The sequence below is a fragment of the Pseudomonas sp. CFBP13528 genome (assembly GCF_005233615.1).
In the GTDB taxonomy this organism is placed as follows: domain Bacteria; phylum Pseudomonadota; class Gammaproteobacteria; order Pseudomonadales; family Pseudomonadaceae; genus Aquipseudomonas; species Aquipseudomonas fluorescens_AM.
On record NZ_QGAJ01000001.1, the window covers coordinates 65,635 to 78,375 of the forward strand.

At 60.5% G+C, this 12,741-nt stretch carries 15 protein-coding genes; 5 read left to right on the forward strand and 10 right to left on the reverse strand.

All coding sequences use genetic code 11. The features are described from left to right. Positions 1–3: 3 nt before the first annotated feature. The 4 genes from PspCFBP13528_RS00315 to prlC form a co-directional block, all read right to left on the reverse strand. Positions 4–1,788: a GMC family oxidoreductase gene (locus tag PspCFBP13528_RS00315; protein ID WP_065895305.1), complete on the reverse strand. Its 1,785-nt coding sequence runs from the start codon at positions 1,786–1,788 to the stop codon at positions 4–6. 2 nt (positions 1,789–1,790) lie between these two features. After that, positions 1,791–2,543 (reverse strand): gluconate 2-dehydrogenase subunit 3 family protein, encoded by a 753-nt coding sequence (locus tag PspCFBP13528_RS00320; RefSeq protein ID WP_065953380.1) that lies wholly within the window; start codon positions 2,541–2,543, stop codon positions 1,791–1,793. An 829-nt stretch (positions 2,544–3,372) separates the two neighbouring features. Next, complete coding sequence (locus tag PspCFBP13528_RS00335) at positions 3,373–3,648, reverse strand: YheV family putative zinc ribbon protein (RefSeq protein ID WP_065886753.1); 276 nt, start codon at positions 3,646–3,648, stop codon at positions 3,373–3,375. Beyond that, the gene (prlC, locus tag PspCFBP13528_RS00340) at positions 3,645–5,696 is read right to left on the reverse strand and encodes an oligopeptidase A (protein WP_137199455.1); all 2,052 of its coding nucleotides are present in this window, start codon (positions 5,694–5,696) and stop codon (positions 3,645–3,647) included. Before prlC ends, PspCFBP13528_RS00335 begins: the two co-directional genes overlap by 4 nt. Before the next feature lie 101 nt (positions 5,697–5,797). Here prlC and PspCFBP13528_RS00345 point away from each other — a divergent pair, with 101 nt between their 5' ends. Together PspCFBP13528_RS00345 and PspCFBP13528_RS00350 are read left to right on the forward strand one after the other, a co-directional pair. Beyond that, positions 5,798–6,340, forward strand: a complete 543-nt coding sequence (locus tag PspCFBP13528_RS00345) for a gamma carbonic anhydrase family protein (RefSeq protein ID WP_137199456.1) — start codon at positions 5,798–5,800, stop codon at positions 6,338–6,340. Continuing rightward, entirely contained in the window at positions 6,337–6,996 is a 660-nt protein-coding gene (locus PspCFBP13528_RS00350) for an HAD family hydrolase (protein ID WP_137199457.1), read from the forward strand. Before PspCFBP13528_RS00345 ends, PspCFBP13528_RS00350 begins: the two co-directional genes overlap by 4 nt. Before the next feature lie 85 nt (positions 6,997–7,081). Here the strand turns inward: PspCFBP13528_RS00350 and PspCFBP13528_RS00355 are convergent, their stop codons facing one another. Continuing rightward, on the reverse strand, positions 7,082–8,125 hold the full coding sequence (locus tag PspCFBP13528_RS00355; protein WP_101218835.1) for an aminopeptidase: 1,044 nt from the start codon (positions 8,123–8,125) through the stop codon (positions 7,082–7,084). Between the two features lie 103 nt (positions 8,126–8,228). On the opposite strand from PspCFBP13528_RS00355, the gene PspCFBP13528_RS00360 reads away from it, so the two are divergent. After that, a complete protein-coding gene (locus PspCFBP13528_RS00360) occupies positions 8,229–8,651 on the forward strand; it encodes a hypothetical protein (RefSeq protein WP_065953375.1) in 423 nt (140 codons plus the stop codon). Here PspCFBP13528_RS00360 and PspCFBP13528_RS00365 read toward each other — a convergent pair whose 3' ends face one another. Both PspCFBP13528_RS00365 and PspCFBP13528_RS00370 read right to left on the reverse strand, forming a co-directional pair. After that, positions 8,652–8,891 (reverse strand): DUF1161 domain-containing protein, encoded by a 240-nt coding sequence (locus tag PspCFBP13528_RS00365; RefSeq protein WP_065953374.1) that lies wholly within the window; start codon positions 8,889–8,891, stop codon positions 8,652–8,654. Positions 8,892–9,097: 206 nt separating this feature from the next. Then, a complete protein-coding gene (locus tag PspCFBP13528_RS00370) occupies positions 9,098–9,529 on the reverse strand; it encodes an OsmC family protein (protein WP_065953373.1) in 432 nt (143 codons plus the stop codon). Between the two features lie 215 nt (positions 9,530–9,744). Here PspCFBP13528_RS00370 and PspCFBP13528_RS00375 point away from each other — a divergent pair, with 215 nt between their 5' ends. Continuing rightward, a complete protein-coding gene (locus PspCFBP13528_RS00375; protein ID WP_065953372.1) occupies positions 9,745–10,746 on the forward strand; it encodes an LLM class flavin-dependent oxidoreductase in 1,002 nt (333 codons plus the stop codon). Between the two features lie 60 nt (positions 10,747–10,806). On the opposite strand, the gene PspCFBP13528_RS00380 is transcribed toward PspCFBP13528_RS00375, so the two are convergent. Further along, a complete protein-coding gene (locus tag PspCFBP13528_RS00380) occupies positions 10,807–11,031 on the reverse strand; it encodes a DUF1161 domain-containing protein (RefSeq protein WP_065953371.1) in 225 nt (74 codons plus the stop codon). A gap of 116 nt (positions 11,032–11,147) precedes the next feature. Beyond that, positions 11,148–11,363, reverse strand: coding sequence for a dodecin (locus tag PspCFBP13528_RS00385; protein ID WP_065953370.1), 216 nt, complete (start codon positions 11,361–11,363; stop codon positions 11,148–11,150). Between the two features lie 156 nt (positions 11,364–11,519). Between PspCFBP13528_RS00385 and PspCFBP13528_RS00390 the strand changes: the two genes are divergently transcribed. Continuing rightward, complete coding sequence (locus PspCFBP13528_RS00390; RefSeq protein WP_003170746.1) at positions 11,520–11,846, forward strand: DUF883 family protein; 327 nt, start codon at positions 11,520–11,522, stop codon at positions 11,844–11,846. Here the strand turns inward: PspCFBP13528_RS00390 and PspCFBP13528_RS00395 are convergent. Then, positions 11,843–12,739, reverse strand: a complete 897-nt coding sequence (locus PspCFBP13528_RS00395; RefSeq protein ID WP_065953369.1) for a LysR family transcriptional regulator — start codon at positions 12,737–12,739, stop codon at positions 11,843–11,845. The two genes, PspCFBP13528_RS00390 and PspCFBP13528_RS00395, sit on opposite strands and share 4 nt — an antisense overlap. Between the last annotated feature and the right edge of the window lie 2 nt (positions 12,740–12,741).

The following is a 12,741-nucleotide window of genomic DNA, read 5'->3' on the forward strand; positions in this document are numbered from 1 at the left end:
TCCTTATGCCTGAACCAGCGGGCCGGGGTTTTTCAGGTACTGTTCGCGGATCGCACGGGCCGACCAGTAGGTCAAAGCTGCCACCAGACCGGTAGGGTTGTAGCCCAAACCTTGTGGGAAAGCGGACGCCCCTGGGACAAACACGTTGTGTACATCCCAGCTCTGCAGGTAACGGTTCAACGCGCTGGTTTTCGGGTCGGTGCCCATGATCGCGCCGCCGTTAAGATGAGTGGTCTGGTACGACGCCGTATTGAAATGCTCACCGACCTTTTTGCCGAGAACGGCGATCGCCTTGGGATTCATGGCCTGGGCGACCTTGCCCATTTTTTCCATCATGAAGCGGTTCATCTTGATGTCGTTTTCCTGCCAGTCGAAGGTCATCCGCAACAGCGGCAGGCCGTAGGCATCGCGGTAAACCGGGTCCAGATCCAGGTAATTGCTGCGGTAGGACTGATGTGCGCCGTGGGAATCCATCGACACTTGGTGGGTGTAGTAATCGGCGGTGGCACGCTTCCACGCGCTGCCCCAGGCCGGCGTGCCCGGAGGGTTGGAGGTGCCGGCAATCGGCCGGCTGCCCGCCTGGTTGACCCACATCGGCGAGCCGCCCACGAAGCCGTGCGGGCCATGGTCGAAGTTGTCGGCATTGAAGTCATCAATGGCCACGCCATTGCCGCCCGCGCCGATAAAGTTGTTGGTGTGGGTGTCCTTGTCGAAGAACGCCTTGATGGTGCCCATGTTCTGGTAGGCAAAGTTCCTGCCCACCACGCCTTCGTTGGTAATCGGGTCGTAAGGCTTGCCGATGCCCGACAGCAGCATCAGGCGCACGTTGTGGAACTGGAACGCGCCGAGGATCACCAGGTCCGCCGGCTGTTCGCATTCCCGACCCTGGCCGTCGACATAGCTCACACCGGTGGCTTTCTTCCCGGTGCTGTCGAGGTTGACCTTGAGCACGTGGGAATTGGGCCGCAGCTCGAAATTCGGCACTTGGCGCAACGCCGGCAGAATGTTCACGTTGGGCGACGCCTTGGAGTACATGTAGCACACGTAGCCACTGCAAAAGCCGCAGAAGTTACACGGTCCCATCTGCGCGCCGTAAGGGTTGGTGTAAGGCCCCGACGTATTGGCCGACGGCAGGTTGTAGGGTTTGTAACCCACATCAGCAGCCGCTTTCTGAAACAGCTGCGCGGAGACCGTGTTTTTCTGTGCCTCCAGCGGGAAGGGGTTCGAGCGATCCGGTGCATACGGGTTGCCGCCGCGACCTTCACCCACCAATTGACCCTTGACGGTCCACGCCTGGCCGGAAGTGCCAAAGACTTTTTCCGCGTAATCGAAAAACGGCTCCAGCTCTTCGTAGCTGACACCGAAGTCCTGGATGGTCATGTCCTTGGGAATGAAGTGCTTCCCATAGCGCTCTTCGTAGTGGCTGCGCATGCGCAACTCGATGGGGTCGACACGAAAATGCACGCCCGACCAATGCAGGCCTGCGCCGCCGACACCGTTACCGGGCAAGAAGGCGCCGAGCTGACGGTTGGGCAGGGCGACGTCATTCACACTATGGCGAATGGTCACCGTCTCTTTGGAAATGTCCTGGAAGAGTTTTTTACGCACGCTGTAGGTCAGTTCATCAATGACCTGGGGATAGTTGCCGTCCGGGTAGGTGTCCTGCATCGGGCCGCGCTCCAGCGCTACCACGTTGAGGCCGGCCTCGGTCAGCTCCTTGGCCATGATCGCGCCGGTCCAGCCGAAGCCCACGATCACCGCGTCCACTTTCTTCATGATGGTCGCCACGGTCATGCCCTCTCGCCGCGAATGGAAACAGCCGGGAAGGGGTATTGCTCGTTGCGCTCCACCCAGTCCATGAAATCGGCGCGGGCGCCGGGGAAACCGATCATGGTCCAGCCGACCATGCCTTTGTTGCCGCCGTGGATGGGATCGCAGAAGAAGCCCTCCTTGGTGTTCTGCAACAACAGGTTGAAGAACATCTTTGCTGGCACCGCCTCGAAGTGAGCGCTCACTTCGCTGCCACCCGCCTCCAGGCGGCGCAACATATCGTCTCGGGTAGCGCTGTCTTGCGCGGCAAAAACTTTACCGTTGAACGCTTTCGACCAGGCATCCGTCGCGGCGATACCCAGCCGATAGATTTCCCTGGGCACTAATTTGCTCTGCCAGCCCATCTCCGGCGCGGCGTCGGCATTGAAGGGGCCTTGCATGAACCACAGGGCGCCACTGGCGTACGGGGTGTTCATCTGACGGTCGATGTATTCCGGCGCGCCAGCCTCCAAGGCACCTGGGCCCTGAGCATCAGCGGGAATCAAACGCTCCACGGCAGCGTTGATAAACGCCCACTCCTCGGCGGTGAAATAAGTCGGCTCATACGCTTTGTCACTGGGAGCCGGCTGGGTTGGCGCGGCCTGGACAGGCTCGGGCGTCGCCATCAGCATCGAACCGCCAAGGCCGGTACTGGCAACCGTGACCACCGGGATCAAGGTCAAGGATTTGCGCAAAAAATCACGCCGGGGGTTGTCTTGATCTTGATCAGACATGGGTGCACCTCATCATGTGGTCACGGATTTGGCCGCCGCTTCTGGGGAGCGACTTGGCTTTTTTTGCCGCGAGCGGCAATCAATGGTTACAAATGATAGCAGGCTAAGCATGTGGAGGAGGAGTTCAGCGACCTAAGTCGCATACAGGCGGGCAAAAAAATGGGAGGGGGCCTTCTTCTGATGGCGTAGGTATACACAACTCTGTAGCGCTCAACGGTAACCACGATGCGAAGCGAGTCGCTCTTGATCTTGATCTGCTTTTGATCTCAGGCGCCCCGTTAAACCACGCTGGCCGAACGCAGGCTTGAATCCGTGGGTAACCCGGCAGGACGCCGGGTTAGCCGCACTGGGCCATGGATGGCCCATTGCGGCGGCCCACGGATTCAAGCCGGAGAGAGGGCACACCGAGCCTAGGCGAGGTGCCGAGTGGTGGGGCAAGAGCCTTTTTGGTTACTTTTGGGGCTCTTTTCCAAAAGTGACCCGCTGTAAAAGCGGAACCCATAGCAGCCGTTACTGCAGAAACGGATATGTACTCGTTCCAATCCAGCATCCTGGTCGGCCCAGAGGCCGCCATCGGGGGCAAGCCCCCTCCCACATTTGGACCTCGGAGTGTCAGGTAGAACCGCGTCGGCTGTCCGGCCGTCACAGGGGCAAGCCCCTCCCACATTTGGACCTCGGAGTGGCAGGTAGAACCGCGTCGGCTGTCCGGCCGTCACAGGGGCAAGCCCCTCCCACATTTGGACCTCGGAGTGTCAGGTAGAACCGCGTCGGCTGTCCGGCCGTCACAGGGGCAAGCCCCCCTCCCACATCTTGGATCGGCGTAAGGCTGCTAGTCTTTTTTCAGCTTTGGATTGGGAAAGAACTGCACCGCTTGCACCTTAGGGTCGGCCGGCGCTTTCAAGGCCGAGGTATTGACCCGCGTACCCAGCTCCCTGGGCACTGACAGCCCCTGGTCATTGAGCGTATCGGTATAGCCGCAGGCCACACATTCGCGGTGCGGCACGTTGTCTTCGGTCCACATCTTCAGCTTGTCCGGCTCGCTGCACGCCGGGCAGACCGCCCCGGCGATGAATTGCTTTTTGGTAATCACAGGCCCTTCACTCATGCTGCCGCGTCCTCACTCAGGCCGCTGTGGCGCAAGAGTGCGTCAATCGACGGCGCCCGTCCGCGGAAGTCGACGAACAACACCATCGGTTCCTGGGAACCGCCCCGTGCGAGAATCGCTTCCCGGAAGGCGCGGCCGGTCTGGGCATTGAGCACGCCGTCTTCTTCGAACTTGGAGAAGGCATCCGCCGAGAGCACTTCGGCCCACTTGTAGCTGTAGTAACCCGCCGCATAACCGCCGGCGAAGATATGCGCAAAGCTATTGGGGAAACGATTGTAGGCCGGCGGACGCATCACCGAGACTTCATCGCGCACACCTTCCAGCACCTGCGCCACACTGCGACCGTCGCCGTGGGTGGCGTGCAGTTCGAAGTCGAACATCGAGAACTCCAGCTGGCGCACCATCATCAGGCCGGACTGGAAATTCTTCGCCGCGAGCATTTTTTCCAGCAGGTCCTGGGGCAACGGTTCACCGGTTTCGTAATGACCGGAAATCAGCGCCAGGCCTTCAGGCTCCCAGCACCAGTTCTCCATGAACTGGCTCGGCAACTCCACCGCATCCCAGGCCACGCCGTTGATACCGGATACGCCGGCATGTTCAACGCGGGTCAACAGGTGGTGCAGGCCATGGCCGAATTCGTGGAACAGGGTGGTGACTTCATCGTGGGTCAGCAGGGCAGGCTTGCCACTGTCGGCCGGGGTGAAGTTGCACACCAGGTTGGCCACCGGGCTTTGCAGCACGCCATCGACGGTGCGGCGGCGGTCGCGGGCGCCGTCCATCCAGGCACCGCCACGCTTGTTGGCGCGGGCATACAAGTCAAAGAAGAAGCGGCCGACGTGCTGGCCGTTTTCCTTGATCTCGAACAGGCGCACGTCCGGGTGCCAGGCGTCGAAACCTTTCTGCTCGGCGATTTCGATGCCATACAGGCGCTGCACAATGGCGAACAGGCCGCCCAGCACCTTGTCGATCGGGAAGTAGGCGCGCAGGGCTTCCTGGGACACGCTGTAGCGCTGCTCGCGCAGTTTTTCGCCGTAGAAACCGCTGTCCCAACTTTGCAGGTCGGCACAACCTTGTTCGGCGGCGTAGGCCTTGAGCTGCTGCAGGTCCTGGGTCGCGAACGGCTTGCTGCGCCGGGCCAGGTCGCGCAGGAAACTCAGCACCTGATCGCTAGACTCGGCCATTTTGGTGGCCAGGCTCAGTTCGGCAAACGACGCGTAGCCCAGCAATTGAGCCAGTTCCTGACGCAAGTCGAGGATCTGTTCCATCACCGGGCCGTTATCGTTCTGACCGGCATTCGGGCCCTGGTCCGACGCCCGGGTGCAGTAGGCCGCGTAGACTTCTTCACGCAGGGTACGGTCCTGGGCGTAGGTCATTACCGCGTAATAGCTCGGAAATTCCAGAGTGATCAGCCAGCCATCGAGACCTTTGGCCTGGGCGGCGGCGGCCATTTGCGCCTTGGCCGAATCGGTCAGGCCGGCGAGGGTGGCTTCGTCGCTGACGTGCCGGGTCCAGGCCTGGGTAGCGTCCAGCAACTGGTTGGAGAATTTGCTGCCCAGTTCCGACAGCTTGCTTTGCACTTCGGCGTAGCGCTTCTGCTGCTCGGGCGGCAAATCGATACCCGACAGGCGGAAGTCGCGCAGGGCGTGTTCCAGGATGGTTTTTTGCGCCACATCGAAACCAGCGGCCTCCGGGCTGTTGGCCAGGGCTTCGAAGGCCTGGAACAGTTCACGGTTCTGCCCCATCTCGGTGGAATAGGCGCTCAATGCCGGCAGGCACGCCTCATAGGCTTCGCGCAGCTCGGCGCTGTTACACACCGCGTTGAGGTGGCTGACAGGGCTCCAGGCCGCGCCGAGGCGATCGTTGAGCTCGTCCATGGCCAGGACCAGACCCGCCCATGTCGGATTTTTGCCCTGGCTTTGCAGGATGTCTGCGATCGCTGCACGGTTGTCGGCCAGGATCTGTTCGATGGCCGGCTGGACATGCTCGGCACGGATCGCCGAGAACGGCGGCAGGTCGTAGGGCTGCAGAAGGGGGTTGTTCGCGCTCACGGTTGGCACCTTGGCTGAAGAAACAGATAAGACAAAGATGGGGCCATCTTAATTACAATCAACACCCACCGCAGCTATCAGTACAACAGAGAGAGGCTATCGTGACCCTTCGCACCTATCAGAATCACACGCCAACCCTGGGCACCGGGGCTTTTGTCGATGTTTCGGCGGTGGTGATCGGCGATGTCGAAATCGGCGCCGACAGCTCGGTCTGGCCATTGACGGTTATTCGCGGCGACATGCACCGTATCCGTATCGGTGCGCGCACCAGCGTGCAGGACGGCTGTGTCCTGCACATCACCCACGCCGGCCCGTTCAACCCGGACGGTTTCCCGCTGTTGATCGGTGACGACGTCACCATCGCTCACAAAGTCATGCTGCATGGCTGCACCGTGGGCAGCCGCATCCTGATTGGCATGGGCAGCATCGTCATGGACGGCGCAGTGGTGGAGGATGACGTGATCATTGGGGCCGGCAGTCTGGTGCCGCCGGGCAAGAAACTCGACAGCGGCTTTTTGTATGTCGGCAGTCCGGTTAAACAGGTCCGCCCACTGACCGACAAGGAGCATGCCTTTTTCACCTACAGCGCGGCGAACTACGTGAAGCTCAAAGACCTGCACATCGCGCAAGGATTCGACCAATGACCCTGCACCACCAGACCGTGCTGTTCGACCTGGATGGCACCCTCACCGACCCGCGCGAGGGCATCACCCGGTCGATCCAGTACGCCCTCGGCAAACTGGGCATCGACGAGCCGGACCTGACCCGGCTCGAACACTTCATCGGCCCGCCGTTGCTGCAGGCGTTCATGCAGTTCTATGGCTTCGACGAGGCCAAGGCGTGGGAAGCGGTGAATTTCTATCGCGAGCGCTTCAAGGTCACCGGACTTTATGAAAACCAGGTATTCGACGGCGTGATGCCCTTGCTGGAAGAACTGAACCGCCAGGGCCGCCAACTGTATGTGGCGGCATCCAAGCCGTGGGAATTCGCCCGCGAGATCGCGCGGCATTTCGACTTTGCCAAGCACTTCAAGGTGATTTACGGCAGCGAGATGGATGGCACGCGCACCAACAAGGTCGAGCTGATCGCCCACCTGGTGCGTGAAGAAGGGCTGGACCCGGCCACCACCTTGATGATCGGTGATCGCAAGCATGACCTGATCGGCGCGCGCAGCAATGGGCTCGACTCGGCGGCGGTGGGCTATGGGTTTGGCAGCTTTGAAGAGCTGAATGCCGAAGCGCCGACCTGGCATTTTGAGACGTTGGCAGACATGCATCAGGCATTTTTGCAGCGGCCTTGAGGCCGCCATCGGGGGCAAGCCCCTCCCACAATTGACCTGTGTACACCGCTCAAAATGTGGGAGGGGGCTTGCCCCCGATGAGGCCCTAAAGAGCAGCTTTCTCCAACTGCCTCAACACCGCCCTGCGCTGCTCCACCGGCAACCCTCCCAACTTCTCCACCGCCCCATAGAACTTCACCCAATCCCGCCCTTCCTGCGCAAACAACGCCGCAAACGCCGGCACCCACTGGTCGTACAGCCCGAACGGCAGCAGCCGCGCGTTGTTCATCGGCTGGTTGATCCACGCGTCATAACGCTTGTCGCCGCCCCACTGGCTGTCGCGCAGTTGGCGGTACTCCCTGCGCAGGCGTTCGAACTGCGCGGCCTTGGCCTGGCGCATCACATCGGCCGCCAACGGCTGGGCGTAGAGGTTTTCCAGGCGTTTGCGGGTATCGAGTATCAACTGGGTAAACTGGTCGCGCTGCTGCAACGTCGCATCGCTCAGCGGCGCCAGGCCACGGGCGGCGCGCCATTGCCGCGTACCTTCCTGCTCGACAAAGCTGGCGAATGACTCATTGAATTCGGTGTCGTCCTTCACGTAGACGCGCTGATGCGCCAGCTCGTGGAAGATCAGCGTGGCCAAACGCTCATCGCCCCAGTTCATCATCGAACTGATGATCGGGTCATTGAACCAGCCCAGCGTGGAATAGGCTTCGACGCCGCCAATCGCCACGTCCATGCCTTGTTGGCGCAGCAACGCCGCCTCGCCACGCGCCGCACCCTGGCTGTAATAGCCGCGGTAGGCCACGCAACCGGCGATGGGGAAGCAGTGGTTTTGCGCAGACAAAGAAAATTCCTGCGTGGCGAAGACATTCCACACCACATAGGGTCGACCAATATCGGCATACAGCCGGTAGCTTTGATTGTCGGGCAAGTGCAGCTGTTCGCTGGCGAACGCGCGGGCCTTCTGGGATTGAAGCAGATGCTCACGCAACGATTGAGGACGGGCCGGATCGGCGATGACCTCGGCCACCGGTTCCCGCGCCCGCAGCAGTTGCCACTGGCCACTTGCTAACTGGCCGTAGTAACTGACGCTGGAGCAGCCGCTGAGCAACATAACCATCAGCCCTGGAAGAAAACGCCTGATCATGCCGCGACTGCTCCTGGGTAGTGGGTGCGCTTGAAGTGAATTTGAATGTTCCGCGTGATGGCGTGTTTATACTCAAAATATCTTCTCGCGTTGAGTACCTGCCATGCGCCAGCTTTTGTATCCCGTCGCCGCCCTGTTGCTCAGCGCTTGTGCATCGACGCCGATCCCACCCGTGGACCCGCAGCAGGCCTGGGTGGATTTCACCACACCCACCCCGGGCGCCAAATTGGTCATGGCTCAGCGCCTGGACGGGAAAAACCTCGAAGACGGGCGCTATTTCCAAATGCCGCCCGGGGCCCACGAACTGATGGTGCGCTTCGACTTCGAAGTGCCCGCCGGTGGTGGGTTGGGGGGGCTCAGCCAGATGATGTACCGAACCTGCTTCATGACCTTGCAGTACGACCACTTCCAGGCCGGCCAGCGCTACGTACTGGAAGGGCGCTCACTGGCGTTCACGCCCAACATCCGCCTGTATGACTCGACGCGCCAGTTGCTGGCTGAAGAGCGCAGCGTGAACTGCATCTGATCAGTCGTTGTTCTTCTGGTAGAGGATGCGCTTGGTGCCGTTTTCGCACGTGCCGACGATCATGGCGCTGTCGTGATTCTTGGCTTCCTCGGCCGTGATGATTTCCAGGGTATAGGACGGGATCGCCTTGGCCTGGATGTTTACTTCGATTTCCTTGCGGAGCTCTTCGCAGTCTTTTGGCGCGGCCACAGCCGAAGTGGCCAATACGCCGCAGATGACCGCCAAAGCAAAACGTTTCATGTGTGTAGCTCCCTGAATGCATTGCGCACGGGTGTGCGTCTAGGCTGCATAGGCTATAGGACCACATTTAGGAAACACGAGTTCTTATTTAACGCAGAACAAAAAATGTGGGAGGGAGCTTGCTTCCGACAGCGGTGCATCAGTCATATATGCGTCGACTGACACTCTGCTATCCGGAGCAAGCCCCCTCCCGCACGATCCTGGGGTTAGCTCACCAGCGTGGCATCCAGGGTGATGGTTGCGTTCAGCACTTTGGATACCGGGCACCCTTCCTTGGCCTTTTTGCTCAGTTCGTCGAACTGCGCCTGGCTGGCGCCCGGAATTTTGGCTTTAAGCACCAGATGCACAGCGGTAATCGCAAAACCGCCCTCGACCTGATCGAGCGTCACCTGGGCTTCGGTGTCGATGCTGTCAGCCTTAAGGCCTGCATCGCCGAGAATCATGGAAAACGCCATAGAGAAACAGCCGGCGTGGGCCGCACCGATCAGCTCTTCAGGGTTGGTACCCTTGCCGCCTTCGAAACGGGCCTTGAAGCCATAGGGCGCTTCGCGCAGCACGCCGGTCTCGGTGGAAATGGAACCCAGGCCGGTCTTCAGATCACCTTCCCAATGCGCGGATGCCTTTTTAACGATACTCATAGCTTTCTCCTCGAACGGTGGTTTTGCGTCGGTAAGGTTCTGAGGATAGACGCCATGGCAAAGTTCATCTTGTCGGAAAGACCTACCAAATAAGTAGGAAATTTCATAACTGCTATTGAATTTCGGGTATATGCCCTCATTGCATAGAACATGCACATGAAGCGGCAGGTTTTGGTTCGTCTAAGAAGCCTGCGCCCCTATTGGAGAAGCAGGCTATGAAATCGCTGTCCGACGTTAAGTTCTCGACCCTCGACCTGGTGCCCGTGCGCGCCAATGGCAGTGCGGCGCAATCGCTGCGCAATTCCCTGGACCTTGCCCAGCATGTGGAAAAGCTCGGCTATAACCGTTTCTGGGTGGCCGAACACCACAATATGGACGGTATCGCCAGCTCGGCCACGTCGGTGTTGCTCGGCTACCTGGCCGGTGGGACCTCGACCATCCGTGTCGGCTCCGGCGGGGTGATGCTGCCCAACCACGCGCCGCTGGTGATCGCCGAGCAGTTCGGCACCCTGGAGAGCCTGTACCCTGGCCGTATCGACCTGGGCCTTGGCCGTGCGCCCGGTTCCGACCAGATGACCGCCCGCGCCCTGCGCCGTGAACGCTCCGGCAGCGCGGACGACTTCCCGCAAGACGTGGCCGAGCTGATGGCCTACCTCGGACCGCGCACGCCCGATCAGCGAGTGATCGCGGTACCGGGCACCGGCACCAACGTGCCGGTATGGTTGCTGGGCTCGAGCCTGTTCAGCGCGCAATTGGCCGGTGAACGTGGCTTGCCCTACGCCTTCGCCTCACATTTCGCACCGCGCCTGATGCATGAAGCGATTCGGGTGTACCGCAATCACTTCACGCCGTCGGCCGTGCTGGACAAGCCCTACGTGATGCTCGGCATTCCGCTGGTCGCCGCTGACACCGATGAACAGGCCGACTACCTGGCCACCTCGGTGTACCAGCGCATTCTCGCGCTGATGCGTGGGCAAAGCCTGGTGCAGCGCCCGCCGGTGAAAAGCATGGACGGCCTGTGGCTGCCCCACGAGAAAGAGGCGGTGGGCAGTTTCCTCGGCCTGGCGATGGTGGGCAGCCCGGCGAAAATCCGCGCCAAACTGCAGGTGCTGATCGAACAGACCGGCGCCGACGAACTGATCTTTACCTGCGACCTGTATGAGCATGCCGATCGGATTCATTCCTACGAGCTGCTGGCGCAGGTGATGAAGGGCTAAACCCCCAGACGAAAAAAAACCGACGCGCCTGCGTCGGTTTTTCAGGTCTGCAACACGGGATTAACCGCGCTTGTAGACGATTTCCTTGGTGCCGCCTTCGCAACTGCCAATCACTTGGCCATCGGCGGCAGCGCCTTTGTCCACAACATCCAGCGAATAGTGCTGAACGCCCTTGGCATCAAGCTTTGCCGCGAGTTCGCTTTTCAGCTCGTCACAAGGTTTGCCCGCCGCCAGGGCCGTACCTGCAATGCTCAACAAACCTACCGCCAACAAGAACTTCTTCATCCGATACTTTCCTTGCGCTGGTCGAAAAGAGCATGCCGACGCTTAAGGCGTCGGCATGCATTGGGTGTAGCGCAGGTTATGGCAATCGGCCAGCGATCAAAGTTCCACGCGCCCGATCAACTAGTGGCAATTCGGAATCCCACCTTGAGAGTGACCTGATAGTGCGCGACCTTGCCATTCTCGATATGCCCACGTGTTTCAGTCACTTCAAACCACTCCAGATGCTTGAGGCTTTTGCTGGCTTCGGCCAGGGCATTCTGGATCGCATCTTCGATGGTGGTGGTGGATGAGCCGACCAATTCGACTTTCTTGTAGGTGTGATGTTCGCTCATGGCATTTCTCCTAGGGTCGTCAATCAAGACTAGCAGTGAATATTCGTACTGCTTGAGGCGACCGCTTGGCTACGAAAGTTCAGATTTAATGCACTTTCTGAAACGGCCGCAGTCGGTATCTACACACGCCACTCAATCACTTCAGGAGATGTCCACATGGCCAACACTTCTTTACGCAAAGCGTCGCTGGAAAGCATGGAAGCCGAGATTTCGAGCCTGCTCAAATCCCTCGAGAGCCTCAAGGACGACGCATCCGATGAGTCGCGCAAAACGCTGAAGGCCCTCAAAAGCAATGCCGAGAATGCCCTCAAGCACTCTCGCCACCTGATCAGCGATGCCTACGAAGAAAGCAAAGTCAAAATCCGCGAAACCGGCGTTGCCACTCGCGACTACGCACAAGAGCACCCATGGACCACAGCCGGCGTCGCTGTCGGTGCACTGGGTCTGCTGGCGGCTTACCTGCTGTGCAAACGCGGCGACTAAACGATTTGGCGCGCCAGCTCAGCCTTTAGCCACTGCGCCAATTGCCCGGCGCGCCCATCTGCGGCGCGCTTGGGTAGCCACAACGCCAGGTGCGCCGGAGTTTCACTGAAGCCCCACGGCGCTACCAGCCGACCCGCTCGCAGGTCCTCTGCCACCAGCGGTTGAGGCGCAATCGCCACGCCCAGGCCCGCCACGGCCGCCTCCAGCAAATAATACAAATGTTCAAAACCCTGGCCGAATTTCAGCGCGCCGGGCTCGATCCCGTGTTGCTGCGCCCAGCTGGGCCAGGCCTGCGGGCGCGATGTGGTGTGTAACAGAGGCTCGCCACGCAAGGCCTGGGCGGGTGCCTGGCGCAGGCGCTCGTAACCGGCGAATCGTGGACTCATGACCGCGCCGATGCGCTCGCTGGCCAGCTCATACACCTGCATATCCGCCGGCCACGGTGGCTCGGCGAATACCAGCAAGGCATCAAGGCCGGGGCGCCTGGGGTCGAGATCGCCGTCACCCGCCGACAGGTGCAGACGCAAGTCCGGCAAGTCGGCATTCAAGCGCCCCAGACGCGGGATCAACCAGCGGGCCAGCAGGCTGCCCGAGCATCCCAGTACAAACGGTGCGTCGGCGCTGCGCTGGGTGAGTTCGGCACACACATCGCGCAGACGCTCGAACGCCTCGGCGCTGGCGTCGCGCAACCTTGCCCCCGCATCTGTGAGTTTAAGGCCGCGCCCGTCTTTGACGAACAGGCTGACCCCCAAGTGTTCTTCCAGCACTTTCAACTGGCGACTGACTGCGCCATGGGTGACATGCAATTGCTCCGCAGCTTGGCTGACGCTGCTGAGACGGGCGGTGGCCTCAAACGCGCGCAGCGCATTGAGCGGCGGAAGATCTCGACTCATAT

What these genes read in the sequence shown, in the direction of transcription:
- PspCFBP13528_RS00375 (WP_065953372.1), top strand. Translation starts at nt 9,745, where the DNA reads ATGAAATCGCTGTCCGACGTTAAGTTCTCGACCCTCGACCTGGTGCCC.
- PspCFBP13528_RS00380 (WP_065953371.1), bottom strand. Translation starts at nt 11,031, where the DNA reads ATGAAGAAGTTCTTGTTGGCGGTAGGTTTGTTGAGCATTGCAGGTACG.
- PspCFBP13528_RS00355 (WP_101218835.1), bottom strand. Translation starts at nt 8,125, where the DNA reads ATGATCAGGCGTTTTCTTCCAGGGCTGATGGTTATGTTGCTCAGCGGC.
- PspCFBP13528_RS00395 (WP_065953369.1), bottom strand. Translation starts at nt 12,739, where the DNA reads ATGAGTCGAGATCTTCCGCCGCTCAATGCGCTGCGCGCGTTTGAGGCC.
- PspCFBP13528_RS00320 (WP_065953380.1), bottom strand. Translation starts at nt 2,543, where the DNA reads ATGTCTGATCAAGATCAAGACAACCCCCGGCGTGATTTTTTGCGCAAA.
- PspCFBP13528_RS00350 (WP_137199457.1), top strand. Translation starts at nt 6,337, where the DNA reads ATGACCCTGCACCACCAGACCGTGCTGTTCGACCTGGATGGCACCCTC.
- PspCFBP13528_RS00385 (WP_065953370.1), bottom strand. Translation starts at nt 11,363, where the DNA reads ATGAGCGAACATCACACCTACAAGAAAGTCGAATTGGTCGGCTCATCC.
- PspCFBP13528_RS00370 (WP_065953373.1), bottom strand. Translation starts at nt 9,529, where the DNA reads ATGAGTATCGTTAAAAAGGCATCCGCGCATTGGGAAGGTGATCTGAAG.
- PspCFBP13528_RS00335 (WP_065886753.1), bottom strand. Translation starts at nt 3,648, where the DNA reads ATGAGTGAAGGGCCTGTGATTACCAAAAAGCAATTCATCGCCGGGGCG.
- PspCFBP13528_RS00390 (WP_003170746.1), top strand. Translation starts at nt 11,520, where the DNA reads ATGGCCAACACTTCTTTACGCAAAGCGTCGCTGGAAAGCATGGAAGCC.
- PspCFBP13528_RS00365 (WP_065953374.1), bottom strand. Translation starts at nt 8,891, where the DNA reads ATGAAACGTTTTGCTTTGGCGGTCATCTGCGGCGTATTGGCCACTTCG.
- PspCFBP13528_RS00360 (WP_065953375.1), top strand. Translation starts at nt 8,229, where the DNA reads ATGCGCCAGCTTTTGTATCCCGTCGCCGCCCTGTTGCTCAGCGCTTGT.